The organism is Brevundimonas sp. (assembly GCF_036400995.1).
Classification (GTDB): Bacteria; Pseudomonadota; Alphaproteobacteria; order Caulobacterales; family Caulobacteraceae; genus Brevundimonas.
Map to the genome: position 1 here is coordinate 1 of NZ_DASWWG010000055.1, position 26991 is coordinate 26991.

Here is a 26991-nt window from a genome sequence, read left to right on the forward strand (position 1 = left end):
GCAGGCGGCGGCTGATGTCCAGGTTCTCGCGCCCGGTCAGGTTGCCGTAGAAGCCGTGCGCCTCCAACAAGGCCCCGACCTTGCGCGCCGCGCCGATGCGGTCGCGCGCCACGTCGACGCCGCCGACGCGCGCGGCGCCCGCCGACGGCCGGATCAGGCCCAACAGCATCTTCAACGTCGTCGTCTTGCCCGCGCCGTTCCGGCCCAGAAAGCCATAGACCGCCTGATCCGGCACGATCATCGACACCCCGTCCACCGCCGTTCGCGCGCCGAAGCGCCGCGACAGCCCCTCCGTCTCCACCATTCCGGCCATCGCCGCCTCCGTTTAACTCTTAGATAAAGTTGCGAAGCGCGGATCTTTAAGTCAAGATTAAAGAAACGTCAGAATCGGAACCCGTCATGACCCGAGACCTCGACCGCTTCCGCCGCCTGTGCGGCCAGTACCGCTGGCTGGCGATCTTCATGGTGGCCAGCGTTGGGCTGCTGTTGGCCCTGGCCAACCTGATCGCCCCGCTCGCCCTTTGGGCGCGCGCCCCGGCGTTGGTCAGCGGGCGCGAGGTCGCCGCCTCCGTGATCTGGATCACCCCGGCGCTTTGCTATCTGTTCGGCGTCTGGTCGATCGGCGCCGGCATGGGGCAACTGGCCAAGGGGCGGTTGATCCAACCCACCCTGGCCGCGACCCTGCGCCGGGTCGGGCTGGCCCTCGGCTTCGGCGGCGTCATCAGCGTCTTCGTCGTCACCAACCTGCTGCGCCTGATCGGCTCCACCAAGGGCGGCTATCTGCATTTCGACGTCGCGGGGATGACCCTGGGCATGATCGGCGGCGCCCTTTTCCTGCTGGGTCGGGTCGTGGATCAGGCCGGCGCCGTCCAGGCTGAACTGGACGAAATGATCTGATGGCCGTCCGCGTAACCCTCGACGCCCTGATCGTGGCCAAGGGCATCAAGGCCCGCGACCTGGCCGCCCAGGTCGGACTCAGCGAAACCCAACTGTCCCTGTTCCGGTCCGGCAAGGTGAAGGGCATCCGCTTCCGGACCCTGGCCAAGCTGTGCGCGGCGCTGGAGTGCAGGCCGGGCGACCTGCTGGACTACGACTTCGACGCGGCGGACCTGCTGGGGGATGAGGAGGAGTAGGGCGCTAGACCCACCCCAGCCTCTGCCCCCACCGCAGCACCAGTTCCGGCCAGACCGCCGCCGGCTTGCCCGCGATCAGCCGTATCCCGAACCCGTGGCCGCCCTCCTGGAACAGGTGCGCTTCCACCGGCACGCCCGCGGCACGGATCGCCGGCAGCAGTTGCAGGCTGTTGTCCACCGGCACGGCCTCGTCATCCATGGCGTGCAGCAGGAAAACCGGCGGGCGGCCGGTCCAGTCCATCCGCTCCAGCGAATAGCGCGTGATCGCCTCCGCCGACGGCGTCTCGCCCAGCATCTCCTTGCGTGAGCCCGCGTGGACGTGCGGGTCGGCCATGGTCGCCACCGGATAGAGCAGGATCGACAGGTCGGGCCGCATGGAGACGGTGTCGATCTCGTCGACCGCCGCGTAGGTCTGGTCCGTCCGTGCCGTCAGCATCCCGGCCAGATGTCCGCCCGCCGAGGCGCCCAGCACCGCCACCCGTGCCGGGTCGAGGCCGTCTGCGGCGGCGCGGGCGCGTACGATCCGCAAGGCGCGCTGCGCATCCTGCAGGGGCGCGTCCGGCCCCGCCGCCCAGCCGTCGGCGGGCAGGCGGTAGCGCAGTACGAAACAGGTGATCCCCGCCGCCGCGAACACCCGCGCGCAGTCCAGCCCCTCCTTGTCCACCACCGCCCATTTGTAGCCCCCGCCGGGGATCAGCAGCAGGCTGGCCCCGTTCGGCCGCTCGGGCCGCAGGACGGTCAGGATCGGATCGGTGGTGTAGCGGGCGAACCGGTCATGGAAGCCCGGATCGGTCGAGCGCTCGGTCACCACCGGCGTGACCGTCACCCGCTCCCCGCCCGGCGCCGCGCCGGGCCACAGACGGATCGTCTCGGTCGGATCCGGCGGCGCGAGCGCCTGAGATACGGATTGCGACACCGGTGTCATGGCGAGCGCCGGAAGGGGCGTCGCGGCGGCTGCGGCGAGGCCCAGCGCGCCTCTGCGAGTGGTGATCATGAGGGTGCCTCCGGGAGGGGAGGCTAGGGCGGATGGGGGTGAAGGTACAGGCGTTCTCCCTCCCCGGGACGGGGAGGGTGGCTGAGCCGAAGGCGAAGCCGGGTGGGGAGGGCTAGGCAAGACAGCGCCTGTCTCGCCGAAGCGTCCCCACCCTGTCGTCGCTTCGCGCCGACATCCCTCCCCGGGACGGGGAGGGAGAGGCCGAGCTCAACTCAAGCCAGCTCCACCGCCATCGCCACGGCTTCGCCGCCGCCAATGCACAGGCTGGCCACGCCCTTCGTCCCGCCCCGCGTCTTCAGCGCCGCCAGCAGGGTCGCCAGCACCCGCGCGCCCGAGGCGCCGATCGGGTGGCCCAGCGCCGTCGCGCCGCCGTTGACGTTCAGCTTGTCGTGCGGGATGCCCAGCTCGCGCATGGCGATCATCGGCACCACGGCGAAGGCCTCGTTGACCTCCCACAGGTCCACGTCCTCGACCGACCAGCCCGCTTTCGCCAGCGCCTTCTGCATCGCGGGCACCGGGGCGGTGGTGAACCTGGCCGGCTCATGGGCGTGGGCGGCCTGGCCGACGATGCGGGCCAGAACCGGCAGGCCCAGCGCCTTGGCGACGCTCTCGCGCGTCACGACCACGGCGGCCGCGCCGTCCGAGATCGAGGCCGAGGAGGCGGCGGTGATGGTGCCGTCCCTGGCGAAGGCGGGCTTCAGGTTCGGGATCTTCGACGGATCGGCCTTGGCGGGCTGTTCGTCCTCGCTGACCGTGACCGGCCCCTTGCGGGTCTGGACCTCGACCGGAACCACCTCGCCGCCGAAGGCGCCGCCGCTGACCGCCGCATTGGCGCGGCTCAGGCTCTCGATCGCGTAGGCGTCCTGGTCCTCGCGGGTGAACTGGTACTCATTGGCCGTGTCCTGGGCGAAGCTGCCCATCGGCTTGCCGGGCGAATAGGCGTCTTCCAGCCCGTCCATCATCATCGAGTCGATGATGACGTCGTGGCCGATGCGGGCGCCGCCGCGGTGCTTGTTCATCAGGTAGGGGGCGCCGGTCATCGACTCCATGCCGCCCGCCACGATGATGTCGGCCGACCCGGCCTTGATCGCGTCGGCGGCCATCATCACGGCCTGCAGGCCCGAGCCGCACATCTTGTTCACGGTCGTCGCCTCGACGTGCTGGCCGAGGCCGGCGCCCAGCGCCGCCTGACGGGCCGGGGCCTGACCCAGGCCGGCGGGCAGGACGCAGCCCATGTAGATCTGCTCGACCTTCTCCGGCGCGACGCCCGCGCGCGCGACGGCGGCCTTGACCGCGACGGCGCCCAGTTCGGTGGCCTTCACGCCCGACAGCGCGCCCTGGAAGCCGCCCATGGGCGTGCGGGCGAAGGAACAGATGACGACGGGATCGGACATCGAGAGCATCCTCTAAAAAAACTTACGACGGCTAGATCGGCGCTTTCGTCGCTGGACGCAAGTCCGGTCCCTAGCCTTCGGACGGCGCCCACTCGGGCAGCCAGTCGGGGCGGCGCACCCGTACAGCACGCCCGTCCACGGTCAACTCTCCGTCCAGCCGGTCGACCCGCACCAGCGCCATGGCGATCCCGTCGCGTCCGCTCAGCACCTCGCCGGCGCGCAGTTCGCCGTTCAGCACCTCCGCGCCGAACGCCGGGGCGGGGCCGTCGAATTCCAGCGGCATCATCCGGTTCTTGATGGTCCCGCGCCGCTTCATGCGCGAGGTTGTCTCCTGGCCGACGAAACAGCCCTTCCGGAAGTCGATGCCGTTCAGCACGTCGAAATTGGCCTCGATCGGATAGGTCTTGTCGGCGGGCGCGTCGGCCGTCGGATCCGGTGCCCCGACCTGCAGGCGATGGGCCTGCCAGTCATCCTCGGTCGCATTGACCTCGACCTCGCCGCCATAGCGCCGCCCGCCCAGCGCCGGTTCGCGCGGATCGACCGCGAACCCCTCGACGGCGCCGTTCCAGCCGACGAGGACCGGGCGCTCGTCGGCCTCGACGGCGACATCGGCCCTGAGTTTGTACATCGACAGCCGCTGGATCAGGGCGTCCCGCCGGTCGGCCGCCACGTCCAGCAGCACGCCGTCGGCCTCGCCGAGGAGGAACAGGTCGAACAACAGCCGCCCGGGCGGAGAGAGCAGGGCGCCGAACCGCAGTTCGCCCTCGGCCAGCGTCTCCACATCCTGCGTCAGCAGATTGTGCAGGAAGGGCTTGGCGTCCGGCCCGCTGACCCGGATCAGGGCGCGGGAAGTCAGGCGGGCGATACGGGTGGTCATGGGTGGTAGATAGGTAATTCCCTCTCCCTTGGGGAGAGGGAGGGGCCCGCCGACGCAGTCGGTGGGAGGGTGTGGGGCTTGGGGGTGTGAAGGATTGAAGCGGAGTCAGGCGCGGCCAGCCGCGTGACCCCACTCCCTCCCACGCCTTGCGGCGTGGGCCCCTCCCTCTCCCGACGGGAGAGGGCTAAACCTCCCCCACCGCATACCGCGCCGTGATCCCGTCCGGCTGCCAGTCGTGCTGGTCCAGCTTGTCCAGCGACCGCACCACCCGCCCGACGAACCCTTCAAAATCCCCTGCCTCGACCGCCGGCCTCAACCACTCGGTCACCACCGCCCGCGCGGGATAGGTCCCGACCGGTCCCGGCACGCTCAGCGCCACCTCGATGCCCTCGGCCAGCCAGCCGGCGACCACGGCGAAGAAGTCCTCCGACGCCAAGAACTCGCTGCGCCGGATGACGAACAGGGTGATCACCCCCTCGTCGATCCCGTCGGGGCGGACGATCACGCCGCTGCGGTCCGGCCGCCAGCCGTCGTCCAGCTCGATGACCCGCCACAGGCAGAACCACACCCGGCAGGTCTGAGGCCGGATGGCGTGCACCGAGCAGCCCGCGCCGTTGACGCAGTAGCCGCACAGCTCGCCCGTCGGCTTGGCCAGTTCGGGCAGGTCCAGCGGGATGACGCGGCAGCACTCGACGCAGCCGCCGCACTCGCGGCCGGGCAGAAGGGGAAGGCTCATGCGGACCTCCTCGCCGGAAAACGCCCGTCCGTCCACAACTTGCTGACATCACACGCCGATGTCCCGATGACGTGACGAGAATCCGTATACAACCGGCTCATGGCGGGCCGTTTCCCCATTCTCTACATCGCTGAAGCCGGCGCGGAAGACGCCGTGATGTCGTCGGGCGTCCTGGCCTATCTGGTCGACGCCATGCCGCAGGCGACCTTCACCATCGTCGGCTCGCCCAAGAGCGCGCCCCTGTTTGCGGACACTCCCCGGCTCGACAAGCTGATCGTGCTGGAGAAGGAGGGCCGCCTGGACTGGCTGGGCCTGTGGAACCAGGTCCGCGCCATCAAGTGGGGGCTGGTCGTCGACATGCGCGGCACCACCTTCTCGGGCAAGCTCAGCCGCCAGAAGCGGGCCGTGCGCGGCAAGGACGAGGCGGGCTTTCACAAGGTCGAGCTGGCCGCCCGGGTTCTGCATCTGGATGAGGTTCCGCCGCCGCGTCTGTTCGTCTCCGACGCCACCCGCGCCTCGGTCGACGCCCTGCTGCCGAGCGACGGCGCGCCCCTGCTGGTCATCGCGCCCGGCGCGGAGTGGATGGGCCGCGAGTGGCCGTCCGAACGCTATGCGACCCTGGCCTCGACCCTGACCAATGACGGCCCCCTGGCCGGCGGCCGGGTGGTCGTCCTCGGCGGCGAGACCGACAAGGACGCCAGCCACACCATCCGTCTGGCCATGCCGCGCAATCGCACCTCGGAATTGCCGGGCAAGCTGACGCCGGTGCAGGCGCTGGCGGTGCTGGAGCGCGCGAAGCTCTATCTGGGCGGCGACTCCCTGTGGACCCAGCTGGCCGTGGCGGCGGGCGCGCCGGTCGTGGCGGCCTACGGCCCCTCGGACGAGACGGTGCGGGGCCCGTGGGGCGGCGTCGTGGTGCGCGGCCCGCGCTCGGTCGACGAGTTCCGCAAGATCGACCCCGGCCTTAACCAGGCCATCCTGCACATGAACGAGGTCCCCGCCGACCGCATGCTGAAGGCCGCGAAGAAGGTGCTGGCGGAGCGGGCGGGGTAGCTTTTTTCCGGCGCGCCCCCTGCCTTCCGTCGCGTTTGCGACTATTCAGGCAGCCCATGACCTACGACCTGATCGTTCGCGGCGGCGAAGTCGCCAATCACGCCGGACGCGGCCTCGCCGACGTCGGCATCATCGACGGCAAGATCGCCTTCATCGGGGACCTGTCGCAGGCCTCGGCGGGCGAGGTGTTCGACGCCACGGGACTGACGGTCCTGCCGGGCGTGATCGACACCCAGGTCCATTTCCGCGAGCCCGGCCTCGAGTGGAAGGAAGATCTGGAGACCGGTTCACGCGCCGCGGCCCTGGGCGGGGTCACCGCCGTGTTCGAGATGCCGAACACCGAGCCGAACACCACCGATCCGGTCACGCTGGAAGACAAGCTGGCCCGCGCCCGCGACCGCATGTGGACCGACCACGCCTTCTACATCGGCGGCACCCACGAGAACGCGAAGTTCCTCGGCGATCTGGAGCGCCTGCCGGGCTGCTGCGGGGTCAAAGTCTTCATGGGCGCCTCGACCGGCACGCTTCTGGTCGCCGACGATGACGGCGTGCGCGAGGTGCTGCGCCATGTGAAGCGCCGCGCCACCTTCCACTCCGAGGACGAATACCGTCTGGTCGAGCGCCGTCCGCTGGCCCGCACCGGCGACTGGACCAGCCACCCGGAGGTCCGCGACCCCGAGAGCGCCATCATGTCCACCCGCCGCCTCGTCGGGCTGGCGAAGGAGACCGGCGCCCGCATCCACGTGCTGCACGTCACCACGGCGGAGGAGATCGAGTTCCTGGCGGGCCACAAGGACGTCGCCACCGTCGAGGTCACGCCCCAGCACCTGACGCTGGACGGGGACGAGGCCTATGACCGCCTCAAGGGTCTGGCGCAGATGAACCCGCCGATCCGCAACAACTATCACATCGCCGGCCTGTGGCGCGGGGTGGGGCAGGGCGTCGCCGACGTGCTGGGCTCGGACCACGCCCCCCATACGCTGGAGGAGAAGGCCCGTCCGTATCCGGCCTCGCCCTCGGGCATGCCGGGTGTGCAGACCCTGGTGCCGGTCATGCTGACCCACGTCGCCAACGGCCGCCTGACGCTGGACCGCTTCATCGACCTGACCAGCCACGGCGCCAACCGCGTCTTCGGCATCGCCGGCAAGGGCCGGATGGCCGAGGGCTATGACGGCGACCTCACCATCGTCGACCTGAAGGCGAAGCATGTGTTGAAGCACGCGGACATGGCCACCCGCTCGGGCTGGACCCCGTTCGACGGCTTCGAGGCCACCGGCAAGGCCGTGGCCACCATCGTGCGCGGCCGCATCGTCATGCGCGACAGCGAGCTGCAGGGGACCGCCCACGGCCGCCCGGTCCGCTTCCAGGAGACCCTCGCCTGATGCAACTGTCGGAACAGATCGTCCTCGTCACCGGCGGGGCGCGCGGCGTCGGCGCCGCCGTGATCCGGGCCTTCGCGGCGCAGGGCGCGCGGGTGGTCATCAATTTCCGCGCCAGCGAGGACGCTGCCCGCGAGCTGGTCGATGAGTTCCCTGAACAGGCCGTCGCCTTCCGCGCCGACGTCACCGACCGCGAGGCGGTGTACGAAATGGTCGCCATGGCCGAGGACGTGTTCGGCGCGCCGGTGACCACCGTGGTCAACAATGCGCTGGACTACAGCTTCAACGGCGACGCCCGCTCGAAGTTCGAGGACCTCGACTGGTCCGAGATCGACGACCAGTTCGCCACCGTCGTGCGCGGCGCCCTGAACGTCATCCAGGCCGCGACGCCGGCCATGGCCGCCAACGGCTTCGGCCGGGTGATCAACATCGGCACCAACCTGTTCCAGAACCCGGTGGTGCCCTACCACGACTACACCGCCGCCAAGGCCGCCCTGCTCAGCCTGACCCGCACGGCCTCGGCCGACCTCGGCCCGCAGGGGATCACGGTCAACATGGTCTCCGGCGGCCTGCTGCGCACCACCGACGCCAGCAAGGCGACCCCGGAAGCGGTCTTCGACCTGATCGCCGGCATGACCCCGCTGCGCTCGGTCACGACGCCGCAGGAGTTCGCCGACGCCGTCCTCTTCTTCGCCTCGCCCTGGAGCCGGGCGGTGACCGGCCAGAACCTCGTCGTCGACGGCGGGCTGGTCAGGGACTGAGCCTCCGGCCCCTTGTCATCCCGGACAGCGCGCAGCGCTGATCCGGGACGGGCGGAGCGCTAAAGAGAAAGGCCCGGAGACTGCGCATGCAGTCATCCGGGCCTCGGGTCGCTTTAGTCTGTCGTGTTGGAAATTATTGTTTAGTTTCCAGAGTTTGTTTTGACCGATCAGGCCGCCCGCGCCATCGCCTGACGGGGCGAGCCGCCGGCGATGCGGAAGCGCTGGATCAGGCCGGCCAGCTGTTCGGCCTCGTAGCTCAGGGCCTGGTTGGCGGCGGTGGTCTGTTCGACCATCGCGGCGTTCTGCTGGGTGGTCTGGTCCATCTGGTTGACGGCGGTGTTGATCTCGACCAGCCCCACGGCCTGCTCGTTGGCCGAGGCGGCGATCTCGCCGGCCAGCTGGTTGATCTTCGCCACCTGCCCGATCAGGGCGGTCAGGGCGCCGCCGGTGCGGGCGACCAACTGGGCGCCTTCGCCGACGCTGGCGCTGGAGGCGGCGATCAGCTCCTTGATCTCCTTGGCCGCGTCGGCCGAGCGCTGGGCCAGGGCCCGGACCTCCGAGGCGACGACGGCGAAGCCGCGACCGGCCTCGCCGGCGCGGGCGGCCTCAACCCCGGCGTTCAGGGCCAGAAGATTGGTCTGGAAGGCGATCTCGTCGATGACGCCGATGATCTCGCCGATCCGGCCCGAGGTGCTCTCGATCTGCGCCATGGCGGCGGTGGTGTCGGCGATGATCTGCTCGCGCTCCGCGGCCCCCTTCTGGGCGCCGTTGGTGATGTCGGCGGCGGCGCGCGCGCCCTCGGCGGTCTTCTTCACCGTGACGGTGATCTCGTCCAGGGCGGCGGCGGTCTCCTCCAGGGCGGCGGCCTGACGCTCGGTGCGGCGCGACAGGTCGTCGGTGGCGGTGCTGACCTCGGCCGTGCCCGAGCGCATGGCGCCGGTCAGGGTGATGATCTCGCCCATGGTGTCGGACAGGGCGTCCATGGCGGCGTTGTAGTCGTCCTTCAGCTGGCGGCTGCGCTCGGCGAAGGTCACGTCGATGCGATGGGTCAGGTCGCCTTGCGCCAGGGCCGACAGGCCCTTGCCCAGGGCGTCGACGACCACGGCGTCCTCCTCGGCCAGACGGGCGCGCTCGGCTTCGGAGGCGATGCGGGACGCCCGGGCCGTCTCGCGCATGCCTTCGGCCTCGCCCTCGACCTCGCGCTGGCGGACGGCGGCGTCGCGGAAGGCCAGCACGGCGCGGGCGATGTGGCCGATGTCGTCGCCCCGGGCCGCCCACGGCGCCTCGAAATCGGTGTCGCCCTGGCGCAGGCTCTCCATGCGGTCGCACAGGGCCTTCAGCGGCGAGAACATCCGGCGCGACAGCAGCAGGGCGACGCCGAGGATCAGCAGGGCCACAACCGTGCCGCTGATGAACAGGGCGATCATGACCTGGTTCACCGAGGCCATGAAGTCGGCCTTGGGGACCCCGACATACAGCACGCCGATGGTCTCGCCGGCGGCGTTCTTGATCGGGTCGTAGGCGACGAAATAGGGCTTGCCGAGGATGTCGGCGCTGCCGCGATACGGCTTGCCGTCGCGCAGGACGGCGTCGTGCACCGGGCCGGCCTTCAGTTTGGTTCCGACGGCGCGGGAGCCGTCATCCTTCACGACATTGGTCGTGACCCGCATGTCGCCCATGAAGACCGTCGCGGTGCCCCCGACCAGCGCCTTGATGCGGTCCACCGGCTCGACGAAGTCGTTCAGCGGAAACTCGCCGACCATCAGGGTGTCGCCCTGGACGCTGAAGTCCTCGCCGTAGTCGGCCAGCACGTCCCAGGCGACGCGCATGTTGGTTTCCTGCCGCTCGGCGGCCCGTTCGGCCGCGTCCCGCGACAGCAGGATCGAGGCGACGCCCATCAGGGAGAGGGTCAGCACGCCGAGGGCGGCGATGACCATCAGGGCCGTCTTCGTGGAGAGCGACAGGGAGCTGATCTTCATTGTCGTACCGGGAACAAGGCCAGGAAAGCGGCGCTTGTGACCCCTCAAGCACGACAGGCCTGACCGTGAGGTTCACGGGCGTTTACGGTGAATCACGTAACTGCGGTCGATCGCCGCAGAGCTTTGTTTCAGATGGAGAAGCTGACGCCGCAGCCGCAGCTGGAGGCCGCGTTCGGGTTGCGCACCACGAACTGCGCGCCGGCCAGATCATCGACGAAGGCGATCTCGGAGCCCTTGAGGAAGGGCAGGGAGACGGGGTCGACGACCGCCGCCTGACCGTCGGTCTCGATGCGGATGTCGTCGGCGTCGCCCGCCTCGATCAGCTCGAAACGGTACTGGAAGCCCGAGCAGCCGCCGCCGTCGACGGCGACCCGCAGCACCACCGCGCGCCCTTCGGCCTCGCCCAGTTTCGCCAACCGGCGGGCGGCGCTTTCGGACAGGGTCAGGCCATGCCCGCCCGTGGGGGCGGAGACGGTGAAGGTCGGGGCGGATTGGACGGTGCTCACGCGGGCCTATATGAGGCGCGGACGGTCGTTCGCAAAGGGCGCACGAGCGAATGAGCAGCCGAACTTGATCCCTGACCGCGCGCCTTACGCCGAATATCCCGAGCACAGCCGTGGCCGGCTGTCGCCCGAGCCCATCAGCCGCACCCGCAACGCCTTCGCCCGCGACCGGGACCGCATCATCCATGCGACCGCCTTCCGCCGCCTGAAGGAAAAGACCCAGGTCTTCGTCGCGCACGAGGGCGACCACTACCGCACCCGGCTGACCCACAGCCTCGAGGTGGCGCAGATCGCCCGGTCGCTGGCCCATGCCCTGCGGCTGGATACCGATCTGGCCGAGACGGTGGCCCTGGCCCACGATCTGGGCCATCCGCCCTTCGGTCACGCGGGCGAGGACGAGCTCCAGGCCTGCATGGCCGCGTGGGGCGGGTTCGACCACAACGTCCAGACCTTCCGCGTGGTGACCAAGCTGGAGCACCGCTATCCGCAGTTCGACGGCCTCAACCTGAGCTGGGAAACCGTCGAGGGGGTGGTCAAGCACAACGGCCCCGTCAGCCACCGCCTGGATGAGCCGGCGTGGAAGGCCATCGCCGACTATGCCCCGGGCTGGGACCTGCGGCTGGACAGCTTCGCCTCGCTGGAGGCGCAGGCGGCGGCGATCGCGGACGACATCGCCTACAACAACCACGACGTCGACGACGGGGTACAGGCCGGCCTGTTCACCCTGGCCGATTTGATGGAGGTGCCGCTGATCGGACCGGTCCTGCACGGCGTTCGCGCCGACTGGCCCGATATCGACGAGCGCATGGTCCGCATCGAGGCCGTGCGCCGGATGATCGGCGTCATGGTCGAGGACGTGCTGGCCGAGACGGGGCGTCGGATCGAGGCGGACAACATCCGCTCGACCGAAGACGTGCGCACCGCCTCGCGGACGCTGGTCGCCTTCTCGCCGGCCATGCTGGCCGATCTCGGCGTGCTGCGGAAATTCCTGTTCGAGCGGATGTACCGCCACTACCGGGTCAACCGCACCCGCAGCCAGGCGCGGCGCATCCTGTCCGAGATGTTCCACCTGTTCATGGCCGAGCCGGAGACCATGCCCCCGGAGTGGTCGAAACCGGCTCGCGGCGGCGACGAGACGCGGCGCGCCCGCGCCGTCTGCGACTACATCGCCGGCATGACCGACCGCTATGCGATCGAGGAGCACAGGAAGCTGTTCAGCCTCGACCTCGCGCTGGATCTGTGATTCGTAAGGTCCGCTGGGACGGGTAGAGTAGTTGGCCGACGCGGGCGATTCGCTGTCGGCGAGGTTCCTGAGGCGCGGCCATGTCCCACGAAGATCCCTATCGTCCCAACCCGGGTCGCGACCGCGGCGCCTATACGCCGCCGACCGAGGATGATCTGCCGTTCGATCGCGGCGGCTACGACGCGCGCCGGGGCGGCGGGCACGGCCCCGTGGGCGGAGGCGGCAAGACGCCGCCGCTGACCCTGATCATCAGCATCGCCGTCCTGCTGGCCATCATCGTCGCGGTGCTGGTGCTGCGGCCGTGGGATTCGGCCAATCCCGACAAGGCGCCGCCTGCCGTCGGCACGCCGGTCGGCGAGATGAAGGGCGATGTGCCGGTCGACGCCCAGCCGGTCGATCCGGAAGCGGGCATCGACGTCTATTCGGACGCCGAAAACCCGACCACGCCCCCGACCTTCGTGCCGCCGCCCGAGACGGTCCAGCCGCGCCCGCTGCCGCAGCCGGTCGAGACCCCGACGGCGCCGCCCGCCGCGACCACGCCGCCGCCCGCGAAGACCGAGCCCGCCCCGACGCCCGCGCCCGCCGCCGGCGGAACCTCGGGCGTCCAGATCGGCGCCTTCTCGACCCCTGCCATCGCCGAGCGCGAGTACAACCAGGTCGTCGGCCGCTACCCCTCGCTGACCCGTGGAGGCAGCCGCCGGGTTCAGGAAGTGACCTCGTCGTCGGGCTCCACCCTGTACCGCACCACCGTGACCGGCCTGAGCCGTGAACAGGCGACCAGCCTGTGCACCGCCATCAAGTCGGGCGGCGGCGACTGCATCGTGCGCTGACGCCCGGTGACGTCCGCGGCGATCTACGGCTGTCACGGCCATCGGCTGACGGCGGAGGAGAAGGCCTTCTTCGCCGACACCCGGCCGTGGGGCTTCATCCTGTTCCGCCGCAACGTGGACAGCCCGGACCAGCTGCGCGCCCTGACCGATGAGCTGCGCGACTGCATCGGCGGTGACGACAAGACCCCGATCCTGATCGATCAGGAGGGCGGCCGGGTCCAGCGGATGGGGCCGCCGCACTGGCCGAAATATCCGCCCGCCGAAGCCTATCTGAAGGCGACCAATGATCCGCTGGCGGCCCGCGAACTGGTCCGGCTGGGCGGCCGCCTGATGGCGCACGAGCTGAAGGCGGTCGGGATCAACATCGACTGCGCCCCGGTGCTGGACGTGCCGGTGCCCGGCGCCCACGACATCATCGGCGACCGCGCCTGGGCCCGCGGCCCGGAGACGGTGGCCCAGCTGGGCCGCGCGGCGGCCGAGGGGCTGCTGGCGGGCGGGGTCCTGCCGGTGATCAAGCACATGCCCGGCCACGGCCGCGCCTTCGCCGACACCCACAAGGAACTGCCGACGGTCCACGCCGATCTGGAGACGCTGGACGCGTGGGACTTCGCGCCGTTCAGGGCGCTGTCCGACATGCCGATCGGCATGACGGCCCACATCGTCTTCACCGCCATCGACCGGAAGCATCCGGCGACCCAGTCGAGGAAGGCGATCAGGCTGATCCGCGAGCGACTGGGCTTCAACGGCCTGCTGCTGTCGGACGATCTGGTCATGAACGCCCTGTCGGGCACCCTGACCGAACGGGCCGAGAAGTCGCTGAAGGCCGGATGCGATCTGGTGATCCACTGGAACGGCGTTCTGGACGAGATGCGTCAGGTCGCCGAGGGGACCGGCAAGCTGAAGGGCGGCGCCAAGCGCCGCGCCGACGCGGCCCTGGCCCGGATCGTCCATACGCCCGAGCCGCTGGACTATCGCGAGGCCCGCGACCGCTTCGACGCGGCGCTGACCGGACGGCTGGATGCGGCCAAGGGGCCGGATGTGGCGGAGGCCTGACGGGTGACGGACGCCTTCCAGCCCAACCTCGACTTCGCGGCGGCCGAGCAGGTCGACACCCGCGACGCCTTCGTGGTCGATCTGGAGGGCTATGAAGGTCCGCTGCACGTCCTGCTGGCGCTGGCCCGGACGCAGAAGGTGGACCTGCTGAAGCTGTCCATCACCCGTCTGGCGGAACAGTATCTGGCCTTCGTGCACGAGGCCCGCCGTCGCAACTTCTCGCTGGCCGCCGACTATCTCGTGATGGCGTCCTGGCTGGCCTACCTGAAGTCGCGGCTGCTGCTGCCCCGCAACGAGAAGGGCAAGGCGGACGAGGTCCCGGCGGAGGAAATGGCGGCGGCGCTGGCCTTCCGGCTGCAGAAGCTGGAGGCCATGCGGCGGGCGGTGGAGGCGATCCAGTCGCGCCCCCAACTGAAGCGCGATGTCTTCACCCGCGGCGACCCCGAGGCCACCGTCATCATCCCGTCCGACCGTATCGACGCCAGCCTGTACGAGCTGATGGCCGCCTATGTGACCCAGCGGCGGCGCGAGGAACTGCGGCGCTACAATCCCGGCCAGCGGGTCGAGGCCTTCCAGCTGGAGGCCGCGCGCGACTGGCTGCGCGAGATCCTGCCGCGCATGGAGGAGTGGACCCCGCTCCATCGCGTCGCGCCCGAGAAGTACGAGGACGAGGAGGGGCCGACACAGGCCAGCTATACAGCCTCGACCCTGTCGGCCAGTCTGGAGCTGGTGAAGGAGGGGGCCATGGATGTGAAACAGGCCGAGGCCTTCGCTGAAATCTTCCTCAAGCGCCGTGGCAAGGGATTGCCGCTGGAACTGACCCCGAACTGATCCGATGAGCCTGACCTTCGCCCCTGACGATCTGGAGATCGAACGCCGCGTCGAGGCGCTTCTGTTCGCCGCCGCCGGACCGCTGTCGGCGGCCGAGATCGCGCGCCGCCTGCCCGAGGGCGCGGATGTGGGCGGGGCCATCTCGGCGCTGCGCGAGCGGTATCAGAACCGGGGCGTGGAGCTGGAGTGCGTGGCCGACCGCTGGCGCTTCCGCACCGCCGCCGACCTCAGCTTCATGATGACCGAGGAGCGCGAGGAGCCGCGCCGCCTGTCCAAGGCCGCGCTCGAGACCCTCGCCATCATCGCCTACCACCAGCCCTGCACCCGCGCCGAGATCGAGAGCGTGCGCGGCGTCTCCCTGTCCAAGGGGACGCTGGACCTGCTGCTGGAGATGGGCTTCGTGAAGCTGAAGGGTCGGCGCCGCACGCCGGGTCGTCCGGTGACCTATGCGACCGCCGACAGGTTCCTGGAGCACTTCAGCCTGGCCAGCCTCTACGACCTGCCGGGCGTGCAGGAGATGAAGGCCGCGGGCCTGCTGGACCTGTCCATCCCCGTCGGCTTCGAGGTGCCCGATCCGACCCGCTCGGGCGACGGCGACGACGAAACGCCCCTGCTGCCGGGGGACGAGGACTCGCCGGAGTTCGCGCAGGACTTCGTGTCGGAGGACTGAGGGCGGGATTGGCGGCGGCGCTTGGCTATTCGGCGTCGGCGCGGCCAAGTGGCTAGTGGCTAGTGGCTAGTGGCTAGTGGCTAGTGGCTAGTGGCTAGTGATTAGTGATTAGTGGGTGGCGGCGTCACGCACGGCTGTGGTCTCGCAACGCTGGTGGCGGCATCGAACCACCAATCACTAACCACTAGCCACTTTCCCGGCTCGCCGTCCGAAGGTGATGCATTCCGCCCAAACCCCTGCTAACCCGCTTCGATGATCGCTCGCCTTCGCCCCGTTCCGTTCGACCTCGGTCCTGTCCACTTCGTCGGTATCGGCGGCATCGGCATGAGCGGCATCGCCGAGATCATGCTGAAGATCGGCTATTCGGTGCAGGGCTCGGACGCCAAGGCCTCGGCCAATACCGAGCGGCTGGAGAAGCTGGGCGCCAAGATCTTCATCGGCCATGACGCCGCCCATGTGGGCGAGGGCGTGTCGGCGGTGGTCTATTCGACGGCGGTGAAGGCCTCGAACCCGGAGATGATGGCCGCCCGCGAGCGCCGCATCCCGCTGGTCCGCCGGGCCGAGATGCTGGCCGAGCTGATGCGGCTGCAGTTCTCGATCGCGGTCGGGGGCACCCACGGCAAGACGACGACGACCTCGATGGTCGCGGCCCTGCTGGACGCCGCCGGTCTGGACCCGACGGTGGTCAACGGCGGGATCATCAACGCCTACGGCACCAACGCCAAGGTCGGCGACGGCGACTGGATCGTGGTCGAGGCCGACGAGAGCGACGGCAGCTTCCTGCGCCTGAAGTCGACGGTGGCCATCGTAACCAACATCGATCCCGAGCATCTGGATCACTACGGCGACTTCGACGGCGTCCGGAAGGCCTTCGTGGACTTCGTCGAGAACATCCCCTTCTACGGCTTCGCGGCGGTCTGTCTGGACCACCCCGAGGTCCAGCGCCTCGTGGCCTCCATCGATAACCGGCGTCTGGTCACCTACGGCCTGAACCCGCAGGCCATGGTCCGCGCCGAGAACTGCGACATGGGCCCGGACGGCTGCCGCTTCGACGTGGTGATCCAGCAGCAGGGCCTGGCCGCGCTGGACGAGCCCGTCCGTATCGAGGGCCTGCACCTGCCGATGGCCGGCTGGCACAATGTCTCCAACGCCCTGGCCGCCATCGCCGTGGCGCGCGAGCTGGACGTGTCGGACGAGGCGATCAAGGCCGGTCTGGCCGGGTTCGGCGGGGTGAAGCGCCGCTTCACCACCACGGGCGTGGCCGGCGGCGTGCGGGTCATCGACGACTACGGTCACCACCCGGTCGAGATCGCCGCCGTGCTGAAGGCCGCCCGTCAGGTGGCCGAGGGCCGGGTCATCGCGGTGGTCCAGCCGCACCGCTACACCCGCCTCCGCGACCTGATGGAGGAGTTCTCCACCTGCTTCTCGGACGCGGACGCCGTCATCGTCGCCGACGTCTATCCGGCGGGCGAAAGCCCCATCGAGGGCGTGGATAAGCATGCGCTGGTCGACGGCATCCGCCGCTTCGGGCATCGGCATGTCCAGCCGCTGGAGAACGCCGCCGTCCTGCCGCGCGCCATCAAGGAAGAGGCGAAGCCGGGCGACCTGGTTGTCCTGCTGGGCGCCGGCGACATCACCAGCTGGGCCTACGCCCTGCCGGCGCAGCTGGAGGCGCTGTCTTGAGCCAGTACCCCGAAGTCCGCGGCAAGCTGCTGCTGAACGAGCCGCTGGGGCCGTACACCTGGTTCCGGGTCGGCGGGACGGCGGATGCGCTGTTCATCCCGGCGGACGCCGATGATCTGGCCGACTTCCTGAAAGCGCTGGACCCGGCTGTGCCGGTGACCGTTCTCGGCGTCGGCTCCAACGTCATCGTGCGGGACGGCGGGGTCGAGGGCGTGGTGATCCGGCTGGCGGGGCGTCCGTGGGCCCAGATCACGACCGAGGGCGACACCATCACGGCGGGCGCGGGCGCGCTGGACAGCATGGTCGCCAAGGCCAGCGCGAAAGCGGGCATCGGCGGGCTGGAGTTCTATGCGGGCATTCCGGGCACCATCGGCGGCGCCCTGACCATGAACGCGGGCTGCTACGGCGCGGAGACCAAGGATGTGCTGGTCTCGGCCTGGGGCCTGACCCGGTCGGGCGAGCGCGTGGACTATGCGTTGGCCGACTTCGGCTACACCTATCGGCACTCGGTCGTGCCGGAGAACGAGATCATCTGGGTCGAGGCCGTCTATCGCGGGACGCCCGCCGATCCCGAGGCCGTCACGGCGAAGATCAACGAGATCACCAGCCGCCGCGAGACCACCCAGCCGATCCGCGAGAAGACCGGCGGCTCGACCTTCAAGAATCCCGAAGGCCACTCCTCGTGGAAGCTGGTCGATGAAGCGGGCTGGCGCGGCAAGCTGCACGTCGTGAACGGCGGCGGGGCCATGTTCAGCGACCTGCACTCCAACTTCATGATCAACCCCGGCGAGGCGACCGCCGCCGACATCGAGGGGCTGGGCGAGGCCGTCCGCGCCGACGTGAAGGCCAAGACCGGCGTCCAGCTGGACTGGGAGATCAAGCGGATCGGCCGGAAGGCCTGACGCCGCTCACCCCCAATTTATCTCGCACAGGCCGGGTTCTGGTTAAGGCTTCTTAACCGTCCTCGCGGCAATCGGTTGGAGGGCGCTGAAGATGCCCGGAGCCGATCATGACCCGTCCCCTTTCCGACCTTCACGTCGCCGTCCTGATGGGTGGTCTGTCGTCAGAGCGGGAGGTGTCGCTCAGTTCCGGCAAGGGTTGCGCCGACGCCCTGGAAGGGCAGGTGGCCAGGGTCAGCCGCGTGGATGCGGGGCGCGATCTGGCCCAGGTGCTGACCGAGCTGAAGCCCGACGTGGTCCTGAACGCCCTGCACGGCGAATGGGGCGAGGACGGCTGCGTCCAGGGCATCCTCGAGACCCTGCAGATCCCTTACACCCACTCCGGCCTGCTGGCCTCGGCCCTGACCATGGACAAGGACAAGACCAAGTCCGTCCTGCGCGCCGCGGGCGTCGAGGTTCCCGGCGGCGGCCTGTACGACCGGCACGAGGTGGCCAGCCGCCACGTCATCCCGCCCCCCTATGTGATCAAGCCGAACGCCGAGGGCTCGTCCGTCGGGGTCTATCTGGTGCCGGAAGGCGCCAACGGCCCTCAGACGGAGGTCGGGGCGCCCGACTGGACCTATGGCGAGGAGGTGATGGTCGAGCCCTACATCCCCGGCAAGGAACTGTGCGTCACCGTCCTGGGCGAGGCCGCGGGCCCGCGCGCCCTGACCGTGACCGACATCACGCCGGTGAAGGGCTTCTATGACTACGAAGCCAAGTACGCGCCCGGCGGATCGGTCCACAAGCTGCCGGCCGAGCTGCCCGCCCATGTGTTCGAGGCGGCGATGCGCGAGGCGGAACTCGCCCACAAGGCGCTTGGTTGCCGGGGCGTTAGCCGATCCGACTTCCGTTATGACGATGTTAAGGACGTTCTGGTCCTCTTGGAGGTCAACACCCAGCCCGGCATGACGCCGACTTCGCTCGTCCCCGAGCAGGCCGCGTACTGCGGGCTGGAATACAAAGACCTTGTCCGGTGGATGGTGGAGGACGCCTCATGCCCGCGGTAGTTCGCGGCGGTCGGCGACAGAATTCGAGCCAGACCGCAAAACGCGGCGCGGCGCCCCGGAACGGAGGGCGCGGTCGCGCGCCCCGCAACGCTTCGCCCATCCCGGGCAAGGTGGCGGCCATCGGTCGTCTGGACCTGTCGCCCCGCGCGGTCATCATCTCCATCACGGCGGGCGTCCTGCTGCTCGGCGGCGTTCTGGCGACCGGCGCCCGCGCCGAGCGCATCGGCGCGTCGTTCGGACGGGGAATTGACGGCGTCACCGTCGGCATGGGCTTCAAGCTGGAGAAGGTCTTCATCGAGGGCGAGAGCGCCGAGGCCACGGCCTCGATCCAGCGCGCCGTCCAACTGCAGTCCGGCCAGCCGATCACCTCCATCGACCTGGACGCCGTGCGCGAGCGGGTCGAGGGCGTGGGCTGGGTCAAGTCGGCCCGCGTCGTGCGCCTGCTTCCCAACACCCTGATCGTGCACGTGGTCGAGCATGACCGGATGGCGATCTGGCAGGTCGCCGGGCGCAACCAGGTGATCGACGGGCAGGGGCGGGTGATCCCGGGCGCTGATCCGGGCCGCTATCCCGCCCTGCCGCTGGTCGTCGGCGTGGGCGCCGAACAGGCCGCCGCCGAAATCCTGCCTCTGGTCGCCCAGCGCCCCCGGCTGATGAGCCGCCTCGACGCGCTGGTCCGTGTCGACGAGCGGCGCTGGGACCTGCGCCTCAAGGACGGCAGCCTGATCCAGCTGCCGGCCACCAACCAGGACGCCGCCCTGATCCAGCTCGACGAGATGGACCAGCGCCGCCGCCTGCTGGAACTGGGCTTCGCCCGGATCGACCTGAGAACTCCGGAAGAGGTCGCCGTCCGGCCCTCGTCCGGCGACGCCTGAGTGATGAGAGGACGACGCATGGCCGGACGGTCTGTGGACAAAACTGTGGATGGTCGCGGCGGCGCGGGACGGGTTCCCGTGGTGGCGGCGCTCGATCTCGGCCAGTCCAAGGTCGGCTGCTTCATCATGAAGCCGGAAGGCGTGCGCCACGCGGACCGCACTGTGCGGGTCGCCGGGGCCGGGCACGTCCAGTCGCGCGGCGTGAAGGGCGGCGGCATCATCAGCATGGAAGAGGCCGCCCAGGCCATCGGCCACGCGGTCGAGCGCGCCGAGCGCGCCGCCGGCTCGCCGGTCTCGGGCGTGGTCGTGACCACGGCCATCGGCCAGATGGCCAGCCATCGCGTCCAGTCGCGGGTTTCGCTGGGACAGCACCCGGTCGGCGATTCCGACCTGGCGCGCGCGATCGCCCTCGCCCTGGCCCAGATCCGCCTGCCGAACCGTCGCCCGATCCACGTCCTGCCGATCAGCTGGTCGGTGGACGGCGCGCGCGGCGTGCACGATCCGCGCTCGATGCGGGGACAGTCGCTCGGGCTCGACCTGCTGGTCGTGTCCATGGCCGAAAGCGCCTTCAACGCCCTAAGCCACTGTCTGGAGCTGGCCCACCTCGACCTGCAGGGCGTGGTGGCCGCGCCGGTGGCGTCGTCTCTGGCCGCGCTGGAAGACGACGAGATGGACCTCGGCTGCGTCTGCATCGACATGGGCGGCGGCGCGACCTCGGCCGCGGTCTGGGGCGGCCGCAGCCTGCTGCACATCGAATCCCTGAACATCGGCGGCGATCACGTCACCGCGGACATCGCCCGGGGGCTGTCGACCTCGCGCGCCGGCGCCGAGCGGCTCAAGACCCTGCACGGATCGGCGATGGCCAGCGCCAACGAGGACCGCGAGATGCTGGAGGCCCCGCCGCGCGGCGAGGACGCCTCGGCAGGTCCGGTCATCGTGCCGCGCGCCATGCTGAAGACCGTCATCGCGCCGCGGGTCGAGGAGACCCTCGAGCTGCTGCGCGACCGCCTGCGCAACGCCGGCGTCGGGCTCGAGCCCGGGGCGGGCCTGGTGCTGACCGGCGGCGCCAGCCAGCTGAATGGTGTCCGTGAACTGGCGGTTCGGGTGTTCGACCGCCCGGTGCGCCTGGGCAAGCCGCAACGCGCGCCTCACCTCGCCGACGCCGCTTCCGGCCCCGCATTCTGCTCGGCGGCGGGCGTGCTTCTGCGCGCCGCCTACGGTCCGCGCGAGGCGGTTTCGGCCCGGAAACTGATGAGTCGCCAGATCACCGCGGCGGACGCGCCGCGCGCCCACGCGGGCGGCCTTCTGGGCCGCGCGGCGGGCTGGCTGCGCGAAAATCTCTAGCCTTCAGGGCCGCGCCAGCGCCCCAATTTCGCGGAGATAACGGCGAGAGTTTTGCCGTTATCCGGCCTCAAGGGGCCGTTTTTCTCGCCTGCGTGGCGAGACTGTGTCCGGATTGTAACAACCCGGGTCTCGATTGGTCGCCAAGCGGCCACAATCCCTTGTGGCAGCCGCCTTTGCTGCTAGCGTGCAATCCGAAACAGTGTTCCCCCTCCGGGTGGAGCGCTGCGTCTTGCATCCTTTATCGGTTGGGGCCCAACACATGCTAATCAAGCGCAAGTATCTCTTTGGCACTACGATCCTGGCCGGGGTCATGGCTGTGGCGGCTCCGGCCTTCGCTCAGAGCCAGCTCCCGGGCGTGACCGTTCAGGGCCAGGCTGCTCAGGACGAAACCGACCTGGGCGAAGTCGTCGTCACCGGTTCGCGTATCCGTCGTGACCCGACCAACTCGCCGACCCCGCTGATCACCGTCTCGGGGGAAGAGCTGCAGCAAACCGGTCAGTCGACCATCATCGACTACCTGGCCACCATCCCGGCCCTGTCGAACTCGGTCGTCCCGTCGGACACCACCGGTTCGAACCTGGGTGACGGCGGTCTGTCGCTGGCCAACCTGCGCTCGCTGGGCTCGGGCCGCACCCTGACCCTGATCGACGGCCGTCGTCAGGTCGGTTCGAACGGCGGCTCGCTGGCCGTCGACGTCGACACCATCCCGCGCCTGCTGATCGAGAACGTCGAAATCGTCACCGGCGGCGCCTCGTCGGTTTACGGCGCTGACGCCGTCTCGGGCGTGCTGAACTTCGTCCTGCGCAAGGACTTCGAAGGTCTGGAAATCGACGCCAACTACGGCCAGATCAACCAGGGCGGTGAAGCCAACAAGCGCGTTTCGGCGCTGATCGGCACCAACCTGCTGGACGACCGTCTGAACCTGTGGGCCTTCGCTGAATACGAAGACATCGACGACGTCGACGTCCTCGACATCGACTGGCTGGCCGCCGCGTCGGTCCTGACGACCACCGACGTCGATCCGAGCACGTCGCCGAACGACGGCATCATCGACTCGACGCTCTTCATGAACCGTCGCACGCTGCAGCTCATCAGCTGGGGTCAAACCACCCTGGCCAACGCCCAGCAGCCCAGCGCCCTGAACGATCCGGACATCCCGTACGGCCAGTGCACCAGCTTCACCTCGGCGAACTGCTACGGCGTGACCCCGGGCAAGACCTGGATCTACGAAGGCTCGACCGCCCGTCTGGCCGACTTCGGCACCCGCATCGGCACCGGCGCCATCAACCGCCCGAACAACATCGGCGGCGACGGTGAAAACGCCGCCACGTTCGGTCAGAAGTCGCGCGTTCCGTCGTCGGAGTCGCAGCGCTTCGCCGCCGGCCTGAACTTCGCGATCACGCCGCACATCAACCTGTCGCTGGAAGCGAAGTATATCGACGAGAACACCTTCGATATCTCGCAGCCGACCTTCTTCGACATCAACCTGGTCAACTCGTACGCGGCGACCAGCACCAACATCGCCCGCAGCGGTTCGCAGTTCGACATCCGTTGGTCGGACAACGCCTATCTGCCGGCGGTCGTGAAGACGGCCATCCAGAACAACACCGTCACCAACTTCCTGGCTCCGACGACGACCGCTCCGGGCGCGCCGGGCGCCACCTCGGTGGCCCAGTACGCCCGTCACTCCATGTGGGGTCCGGACCGTACCCAGGACAACAACCGCCAGCTGCAGCGCTACCTGTTCGACATCAACGGTGACCTGGGCGACATCTTCTTCCTGAAGAACGTGGCCTGGGATCTGTCGTACGTCTACGGCGTCGCCGAGATGGACAACACCGAGCGCGGCATCGACACCCACCGCTTCACCCTGGCCGCCGACGCCGTGGTCGACACCGCCGGTCTGGTCAACGGCCGTCCGGGCGAAGTCGTCTGCCGCGCCAAGCTGCTGCAAGCGCAAGGCCTGCCGGTCTTCGACAACAACTGGGGTGGCAACATTGGGCCGACGTCGGCGGGCGGCAACGGCCGCGCCTCGTCGATCGCCGCCCTGAACGAGTGCGTTCCGATCAACGTCTTCGGCGCCGGCAACCAGAGCCAAGCGGCCCTGGACTACATCGACGCCGCGATCACCGTGCACGAGCGCAACGAGCAGGAGCAGGCGATCGCCTTCGTCTCCGGCGAGCTGTGGGACTTCTTCGGCGCCGGCCCGATCGGCGTCGCGGTGGGTGCTGAATACCGCCGTGAATACACCGAAGCGATCGGCCGTGACGCCGACACCGGCGACCGCTGGCTGTTCCTGAACACCGGTCCGGACTTCCCGGGCGCCGAGTATGAGTCGGAAGAACTGTTCGCCGAACTGTCGATCCCGCTGTTCCGCGACACCTGGCTAGGCAAGTACGCCGAAATCAGCGGTTCGTACCGCTACTTCGACTACACCACGGCCGGCACCGGCGACGTGTACGGCGTGAACTTCGTGTACCGTCCGATCCAGGACATCGCGTTCAAGGCCTCGTACAACACCTCGTTCCGGGCCCCGAACCTCGGCGAAAACTTCTCGCCGAACACGGAAACCTTCGCCAACGCGTTCACCGATCCGTGCGCGACCAACCAGATCATCAACCAGTCGGCTGATGTCCGCGCCAACCGCGTGGCCAACTGTAACGCTCTGCTGGTGCTGCAAGGTCGTCCGGTCGGCTTCTACGACTTCAACGGCAACACCGCGACCAACGTCGACGACTATGCTCCGAACTACTCCTCGGGCATCAGCGGCGTGGCCGGCGGCAACCCGCTGCTCCGTCCGGAAACCTCGGAATCGTTCACCTTCTCGACGGTGATCGAGCCGCGCTTCTTCCCGAACTTCTCGCTGGTCCTCGACTACTACGAGATCACCATCAACGACGTGATCGCGACCCCGACCCTGAACTCGCTGGCCAACCAGTGCGTCGACGGCACCACGCTGTCGAACATCTGCGACGGCTCGGGCGTCGAGCTGATCTGGCGTGACGCGACGGACAGCTGGGACGGCGTCACCATGGACCCGACCTCGCGTTCGACGGGCTTCATGGTCGGCGGCGCCGGCGGCGCTCCGGGCTTCGTCCTGGCTTCGCTGAACTACGCCAAGCTGCAAACCCGCGGCCTGGACTTCACCGCGCGCTACTCGCTCGACACCGAAGAAATGTTCGGCAAGGCCTGGGGCCGCTTCGACTACTCGATCCGCGGCCTGTGGCTGATCGAGCAGAAGCAGTTCGTCGATCCGCTGAGCCCGACCGTGTTCAACGACCTGACCACCGGTCTGGTTTACCCGCGCGTTCGCTTCAGCTCGTCGCTGACCTGGACCCCGAACGACACCTTCAGCGTCAACTGGACCGCTGACTGGCAAGCGGGTCAGGACTCGTCGATGATCCGTGACCTGGTTCAGTCGGGCAACGTCGACGCCCGTCTGCCGGAGTACATGAACACGGGTGACTTCACCCGCCATGACTTCACGGTCCGCATCAACGTGAACGACCAGCTGAGCCTGCGTACCGGCGTGGTCAACGCGTTCGACGCCGAACAGCCGGCCTACCTGGGTCAAACCCTGGTGGACAGCATGGACCCGTACGGCACCCGCTTCTTCATCGGCCTGAACTACCGTCCCTGGTAAGTTCCGGTTCGATCCAGAACAGGGAAAGGGCGGCTCGAAAGAGCCGCCCTTTTTCGTTGTCCGGAGGGGGCAGGCAGCAGGCAGCAGGCAGCAGGCAGCAGGGGGCGTTAGCTCGGAGGAGGGCAGGGCCGCGTGTCGGCCGGACGCCGTGATTCCACCTTCCTTGGCTCCATTGCGTTGCGAGGCCCCGGCGCCGACCTGCTGCCTACTGCCTGCTGCCTTCGCGCCCGCAGCCGGTCAGATCCCGCATCCGCCCGTCATGGTTAACGGCCAAGCTGGAGCGGACCCCGCAAAACGGGGACTTTCTGTGGTGCAGGTTAACGAAAATGATGGCCGGCGCTCCGACTCAGCCTATCCGGTAACACTCCCTTAAGCAGTTCGGGCGCTTCCTTAACGCGCTCATAACCAATGCGATTCGGCGGGGATCTCGCATTGGGACTGGTTGGGCAGGGTCGGAATTAGGGTCGGAAAAATGTCTCTCTCGCTGGTGCGTCCGCAAGCCACGGAACTGAAGCCCCGGATCGTCGTCTTCGGCGTCGGCGGCGCAGGCGGCAACGCCGTCAACAACATGATCGACGCCGGCCTTGAAGGGGTCGAGTTCGTCGTCGCCAACACCGACGCCCAGCATCTCAGCTTCGCCAAGACGGATCGCCGCATCCAGCTGGGCGAGACCATCACCCAGGGTCTGGGCGCCGGCGCGCACCCGGAAGTCGGCATGAACGCCGCCGAGGAATCGGCCGAGGAGATCTTCGGCCATCTGGACGGCGCCCACATGGTCTTCATCACCTGCGGCATGGGCGGCGGCACCGGCACCGGCGCCGCGCCGGTCATCGCCAAATGCGCCCGTGATCGCGGCATCCTGACCGTCGGCGTCGTCACCAAGCCCTTCACCTTCGAAGGCCGTCACCGCATGCGCCTGGCCGAGGCCGGCATCGCGGAGCTGCAACGCTACGTCGACACCCTGATCGTCATCCCGAACCAGAACCTGTTCCGCGTCGCCAACGAGCGCACGACCTTCGCCGACGCCTTCGGCATGGCCGACCAGGTCCTGCACTCGGGCGTGCGCTCGATCACCGACCTGATGATCCTGCCGGGCCTGATCAACCTCGACTTCGCCGACGTCCGCGCCGTGATGAGCGAGATGGGCAAGGCGATGATGGGCACCGGCGAAGCCACGGGCGACGACCGCGCCCTGCTGGCCGCCCAGAACGCCATCGCCAACCCGCTGCTGGACGAGACCTCGCTGAAGGGCGCCAAGGCCGTGCTGGTGAACATCACCGGCGGCATGGACATGACCCTGCTGGAAGTCGACGAGGCCGCCAACGCCATCGCCGGCGAAGTGGACGCCGACGCCAACATCATCTTCGGCGCCGCCTTCGACCCGGCCCTGGACGGCAAGATCCGCGTCTCGGTCGTGGCCACCGGCATGGAAGACATGTCGGCCGCCAAGGCTCCGCCGTCGACCGGCGCCTCGACCTTCGACACCCGCCGTCCGACCCCGGCGTTCGCGCCGCGCGCTTCGGAGCCGGTGCGTTCGGAGCCGGTCCGCGCCGCTGAGCCGGTGCGCGCCCGCGTCGAGGAAGCCCCCATCGTCCCCTCCTTTCAGCCCGCTCAACCGGCGTACGGTGCGGTAGCCGAGGCTCCCGAGCCGAAGCCCGAGCCGGTCATCCACGTCGCCGAGGAGCGCACGCTGGAGCCGATCGTCGACCCGTGGGTCGAGGAGTTCGAGTCCCGTCCGCGTCCGGCCGCCGCCGAGGCTGCCCCGCAGGCCCAGGGCGAGCTGTATCTGGACCGCCAGCCGGAGCCGCAGCCGCGCCCCGAGCCGGCCTATGACGACGGCTACGACGACCGCGACCACCGCAAGAGCGGCTGGAGCCTGTTCGGCAAGAAGCGCCAGCAGCAACCGACCTATCCGTCCGGCAACCCGCGCCAGACGGAAATGCGCCACACCAGCCAGGTCCAGCCGAGCCTCGAGCCGGAACTCGGACAGGCCGAGGACGATCTGGAAATCCCGTCCTTCCTGCGCCGGCTGGCCAACTAGGGTCGAGGTTCGAGGGTAGAG

Annotated in this window: 24 protein-coding genes; 17 read left to right on the forward strand and 7 right to left on the reverse strand. The window is 69.1% G+C overall.

Annotation, left to right across the window (positions count from 1 at the left end; genetic code table 11):
- Nucleotides 1-313: ATP-binding cassette domain-containing protein (locus VGE03_RS07440; RefSeq protein ID WP_331045843.1), on the reverse strand; the 313-nt coding region annotated here is incomplete at its 3' end.
- Nucleotides 314-399: 86 nt separating this feature from the next.
- On the opposite strand from VGE03_RS07440, the gene VGE03_RS07445 reads away from it, so the two are divergent.
- Entirely contained in the window at nt 400-897 is a 498-nt protein-coding gene (locus VGE03_RS07445; RefSeq protein WP_331045844.1) for a DUF2975 domain-containing protein, read from the forward strand.
- A complete protein-coding gene (locus VGE03_RS07450; RefSeq protein ID WP_331045845.1) occupies nt 897-1133 on the forward strand; it encodes a helix-turn-helix transcriptional regulator in 237 nt (78 codons plus the stop codon). Before VGE03_RS07445 ends, VGE03_RS07450 begins: the two co-directional genes overlap by 1 nt.
- 4 nt (nt 1134-1137) lie before the next feature.
- On the opposite strand, the gene VGE03_RS07455 is transcribed toward VGE03_RS07450, so the two are convergent.
- The 4 genes from VGE03_RS07455 to VGE03_RS07470 all read right to left on the reverse strand — a co-directional run bounded on the left by VGE03_RS07455 (nt 1138) and on the right by VGE03_RS07470 (nt 5134).
- Complete coding sequence (locus tag VGE03_RS07455; protein ID WP_331045846.1) at nt 1138-2127, reverse strand: alpha/beta hydrolase; 990 nt, start codon at nt 2125-2127, stop codon at nt 1138-1140.
- Nucleotides 2128-2339: 212 nt separating this feature from the next.
- Complete coding sequence (locus VGE03_RS07460; protein WP_331045847.1) at nt 2340-3530, reverse strand: acetyl-CoA C-acyltransferase; 1191 nt, start codon at nt 3528-3530, stop codon at nt 2340-2342.
- A 61-nt stretch (nt 3531-3591) separates the two neighbouring features.
- A complete protein-coding gene (locus tag VGE03_RS07465) occupies nt 3592-4398 on the reverse strand; it encodes a folate-binding protein YgfZ (protein ID WP_331045848.1) in 807 nt (268 codons plus the stop codon).
- Nucleotides 4399-4582: 184 nt separating this feature from the next.
- Nucleotides 4583-5134: a hypothetical protein gene (locus tag VGE03_RS07470; RefSeq protein ID WP_331045849.1), complete on the reverse strand. Its 552-nt coding sequence runs from the start codon at nt 5132-5134 to the stop codon at nt 4583-4585.
- 99 nt (nt 5135-5233) lie between these two features.
- Here VGE03_RS07470 and VGE03_RS07475 point away from each other — a divergent pair, with 99 nt between their 5' ends.
- From VGE03_RS07475 to VGE03_RS07485, 3 genes are read left to right on the forward strand one after another with little or no spacing between them, the layout of a single operon-like run.
- Complete coding sequence (locus VGE03_RS07475; protein ID WP_331045850.1) at nt 5234-6187, forward strand: glycosyltransferase family 9 protein; 954 nt, start codon at nt 5234-5236, stop codon at nt 6185-6187.
- A gap of 56 nt (nt 6188-6243) precedes the next feature.
- Nucleotides 6244-7569, forward strand: coding sequence for a dihydroorotase (locus VGE03_RS07480; protein ID WP_331045851.1), 1326 nt, complete (start codon nt 6244-6246; stop codon nt 7567-7569).
- Entirely contained in the window at nt 7569-8327 is a 759-nt protein-coding gene (locus VGE03_RS07485) for a 3-oxoacyl-ACP reductase (protein WP_331045852.1), read from the forward strand. Before VGE03_RS07480 ends, VGE03_RS07485 begins: the two co-directional genes overlap by 1 nt.
- 167 nt (nt 8328-8494) lie before the next feature.
- Here VGE03_RS07485 and VGE03_RS07490 read toward each other — a convergent pair whose 3' ends face one another.
- Complete coding sequence (locus tag VGE03_RS07490) at nt 8495-10306, reverse strand: methyl-accepting chemotaxis protein (protein WP_331045853.1); 1812 nt, start codon at nt 10304-10306, stop codon at nt 8495-8497.
- A 128-nt stretch (nt 10307-10434) separates the two neighbouring features.
- Complete coding sequence (erpA, locus tag VGE03_RS07495) at nt 10435-10812, reverse strand: iron-sulfur cluster insertion protein ErpA (protein ID WP_331045854.1); 378 nt, start codon at nt 10810-10812, stop codon at nt 10435-10437.
- Nucleotides 10813-10822: 10 nt separating this feature from the next.
- Between erpA and VGE03_RS07500 the strand changes: the two genes are divergently transcribed.
- The 12 genes from VGE03_RS07500 to ftsZ all read left to right on the forward strand — a co-directional run bounded on the left by VGE03_RS07500 (nt 10823) and on the right by ftsZ (nt 26970).
- Complete coding sequence (locus VGE03_RS07500; RefSeq protein ID WP_331045855.1) at nt 10823-12052, forward strand: deoxyguanosinetriphosphate triphosphohydrolase; 1230 nt, start codon at nt 10823-10825, stop codon at nt 12050-12052.
- Nucleotides 12053-12132: 80 nt separating this feature from the next.
- Nucleotides 12133-12882: an SPOR domain-containing protein gene (locus VGE03_RS07505; protein ID WP_331045856.1), complete on the forward strand. Its 750-nt coding sequence runs from the start codon at nt 12133-12135 to the stop codon at nt 12880-12882.
- Between the two features lie 6 nt (nt 12883-12888).
- Nucleotides 12889-13935, forward strand: coding sequence for a beta-N-acetylhexosaminidase (gene nagZ / locus VGE03_RS07510; protein WP_331045857.1), 1047 nt, complete (start codon nt 12889-12891; stop codon nt 13933-13935).
- Nucleotides 13936-13938: 3 nt separating this feature from the next.
- Complete coding sequence (locus VGE03_RS07515) at nt 13939-14766, forward strand: segregation and condensation protein A (protein WP_331045858.1); 828 nt, start codon at nt 13939-13941, stop codon at nt 14764-14766.
- A gap of 4 nt (nt 14767-14770) precedes the next feature.
- A complete protein-coding gene (gene scpB, locus VGE03_RS07520) occupies nt 14771-15436 on the forward strand; it encodes an SMC-Scp complex subunit ScpB (RefSeq protein ID WP_331045859.1) in 666 nt (221 codons plus the stop codon).
- Between the two features lie 252 nt (nt 15437-15688).
- Nucleotides 15689-17119 carry a UDP-N-acetylmuramate--L-alanine ligase gene (gene murC, locus VGE03_RS07525; RefSeq protein ID WP_331045860.1) on the forward strand — a complete coding sequence of 477 codons (1431 nt, stop codon included), beginning with the start codon at nt 15689-15691 and terminating at the stop codon, nt 17117-17119.
- Nucleotides 17116-18021, forward strand: coding sequence for a UDP-N-acetylmuramate dehydrogenase (gene murB / locus VGE03_RS07530; protein WP_331045861.1), 906 nt, complete (start codon nt 17116-17118; stop codon nt 18019-18021). Before murC ends, murB begins: the two co-directional genes overlap by 4 nt.
- Before the next feature lie 107 nt (nt 18022-18128).
- Entirely contained in the window at nt 18129-19067 is a 939-nt protein-coding gene (locus VGE03_RS07535) for a D-alanine--D-alanine ligase (protein WP_331045862.1), read from the forward strand.
- Nucleotides 19055-19942, forward strand: coding sequence for a cell division protein FtsQ/DivIB (locus VGE03_RS07540; RefSeq protein WP_331045863.1), 888 nt, complete (start codon nt 19055-19057; stop codon nt 19940-19942). The genes VGE03_RS07535 and VGE03_RS07540 overlap by 13 nt, the downstream gene beginning before the upstream one ends.
- Before the next feature lie 18 nt (nt 19943-19960).
- Complete coding sequence (gene ftsA, locus VGE03_RS07545; RefSeq protein ID WP_331045864.1) at nt 19961-21286, forward strand: cell division protein FtsA; 1326 nt, start codon at nt 19961-19963, stop codon at nt 21284-21286.
- Nucleotides 21287-21545: 259 nt separating this feature from the next.
- Nucleotides 21546-24929, forward strand: a complete 3384-nt coding sequence (locus tag VGE03_RS07550; RefSeq protein ID WP_331045865.1) for a TonB-dependent receptor — start codon at nt 21546-21548, stop codon at nt 24927-24929.
- A gap of 472 nt (nt 24930-25401) precedes the next feature.
- On the forward strand, nt 25402-26970 hold the full coding sequence (ftsZ, locus tag VGE03_RS07555) for a cell division protein FtsZ (RefSeq protein ID WP_331045866.1): 1569 nt from the start codon (nt 25402-25404) through the stop codon (nt 26968-26970).
- Nucleotides 26971-26991: the final 21 nt, after the last annotated feature.

Coding starts and splice junctions, on each gene's coding strand:
- VGE03_RS07500 (WP_331045855.1), top strand. CDS start 10,823: ATGAGGCGCGGACGGTCGTTCGCAAAGGGCGCACGAGCGAATGAGCAG.
- VGE03_RS07470 (WP_331045849.1), bottom strand. CDS start 5,134: ATGAGCCTTCCCCTTCTGCCCGGCCGCGAGTGCGGCGGCTGCGTCGAG.
- VGE03_RS07535 (WP_331045862.1), top strand. CDS start 18,129: ATGACCCGTCCCCTTTCCGACCTTCACGTCGCCGTCCTGATGGGTGGT.
- ftsZ (WP_331045866.1), top strand. CDS start 25,402: ATGTCTCTCTCGCTGGTGCGTCCGCAAGCCACGGAACTGAAGCCCCGG.
- murC (WP_331045860.1), top strand. CDS start 15,689: ATGATCGCTCGCCTTCGCCCCGTTCCGTTCGACCTCGGTCCTGTCCAC.
- VGE03_RS07450 (WP_331045845.1), top strand. CDS start 897: ATGGCCGTCCGCGTAACCCTCGACGCCCTGATCGTGGCCAAGGGCATC.
- VGE03_RS07550 (WP_331045865.1), top strand. CDS start 21,546: ATGCTAATCAAGCGCAAGTATCTCTTTGGCACTACGATCCTGGCCGGG.
- VGE03_RS07460 (WP_331045847.1), bottom strand. CDS start 3,530: ATGCTCTCGATGTCCGATCCCGTCGTCATCTGTTCCTTCGCCCGCACG.
- VGE03_RS07490 (WP_331045853.1), bottom strand. CDS start 10,306: ATGAAGATCAGCTCCCTGTCGCTCTCCACGAAGACGGCCCTGATGGTC.
- VGE03_RS07475 (WP_331045850.1), top strand. CDS start 5,234: ATGGCGGGCCGTTTCCCCATTCTCTACATCGCTGAAGCCGGCGCGGAA.
- scpB (WP_331045859.1), top strand. CDS start 14,771: ATGAGCCTGACCTTCGCCCCTGACGATCTGGAGATCGAACGCCGCGTC.
- VGE03_RS07485 (WP_331045852.1), top strand. CDS start 7,569: ATGCAACTGTCGGAACAGATCGTCCTCGTCACCGGCGGGGCGCGCGGC.
- ftsA (WP_331045864.1), top strand. CDS start 19,961: ATGGCCGGACGGTCTGTGGACAAAACTGTGGATGGTCGCGGCGGCGCG.
- VGE03_RS07480 (WP_331045851.1), top strand. CDS start 6,244: ATGACCTACGACCTGATCGTTCGCGGCGGCGAAGTCGCCAATCACGCC.
- VGE03_RS07465 (WP_331045848.1), bottom strand. CDS start 4,398: ATGACCACCCGTATCGCCCGCCTGACTTCCCGCGCCCTGATCCGGGTC.
- VGE03_RS07505 (WP_331045856.1), top strand. CDS start 12,133: ATGTCCCACGAAGATCCCTATCGTCCCAACCCGGGTCGCGACCGCGGC.
- VGE03_RS07455 (WP_331045846.1), bottom strand. CDS start 2,127: ATGATCACCACTCGCAGAGGCGCGCTGGGCCTCGCCGCAGCCGCCGCG.
- VGE03_RS07445 (WP_331045844.1), top strand. CDS start 400: ATGACCCGAGACCTCGACCGCTTCCGCCGCCTGTGCGGCCAGTACCGC.
- VGE03_RS07540 (WP_331045863.1), top strand. CDS start 19,055: ATGCCCGCGGTAGTTCGCGGCGGTCGGCGACAGAATTCGAGCCAGACC.